Below are 1,053 nucleotides of genomic sequence, written 5' to 3' on the forward strand. Positions count from 1 at the left end.
ATCTGTCACTGGCAATTCCTCTCTTTTATACAGACTAGGTAACTGAATTATAAAAGATTTAAGGGGAATTGCCTCAACCATTCATGCAATATTCATATATGGACTCCTCCAGTTTTGCAAGCAAATCTTAGTTTTAGCAGAAAGGTGCGATTGCATACGTATATCCGGCCTTCAGTTGAGCATTATTGCTCGGGCCATAATGGGCTATTCGCGCGTCCTGTCCTGATCGGGCTATCGTGCTCAAAGGCACTCTGAATATTTTAGGCTTACAAGACGCCGGTTCGACCTGTTTTGCCATCACTGTTTTTGCTTCGCAATCGTGAATGATTAATAATTTCTCCGCCAACTTTAGGCTAACTTGTAATCTTGCTCTTTAATCAACAACGCCCAGGCAATGCGGGCATTTTTATTGGCCAGGGCAACAGCTGCGATGTTTTTATTGCGTCGTTTACTCAATGCTTTCAACCAACGACTACGCGGATCATCTTTGTTCTTGGTAGCCTGCAACACAGCTCGCGCACCATGGATCAGTAAAGTTCTCAAATAAGCATTACCACGCTTACTAATACCAAGCAGCCGATCTTTTCCGCCACTACTATGCTGACGCGGCACTAATCCCAATGAGGCCGCCATATCCTTGCCACGTCGAAACTGTGTGCCATTACCTATCGCGCTAACCAAGGCCGTCGCGGTGATTGGACCTATACCAGGAATTTGCTGCAATTGCTGCGCCGCCTTATTTTCCATTCCTTGGCGTTGAATTTCTTTATCCATTTCATGTACCCGACCATCCAGCTGTATCAGATCTTCCTCCAATCCTCTCAGTAGACGACGTAGCTGGATGGTCAATCCATTTTCTGCGTCTTCCAGTATCTCCGGTAACGTGATACGTAACTTACCAATTTGTTGTGCAATTATAATCCCATACTCTGACAGCAAGCCCCTGATCTGGTTGGCCTTAGCTGTACGCTGCTTGACCAGTTCGCTACGTATGCGATGAATTGCCTGCATATCTTGTTGATCAACCGTCTTAACAGATACAAAACGCATGTT

At 45.4% G+C, this 1,053-nt stretch carries 1 protein-coding gene; it reads right to left on the reverse strand.

Features of this window, described 5'->3' with window-relative positions:
- Positions 1-348: 348 nt before the first annotated feature.
- A partial coding sequence (locus BMY62_RS15885; RefSeq protein ID WP_143058852.1) for an IS110 family RNA-guided transposase occupies positions 349-1,053 on the reverse strand: 705 nt, incomplete at its 5' end.

Source organism: Nitrosomonas marina (assembly GCF_900111605.1).
Taxonomy (GTDB): domain Bacteria; phylum Pseudomonadota; class Gammaproteobacteria; order Burkholderiales; family Nitrosomonadaceae; genus Nitrosomonas; species Nitrosomonas marina_A.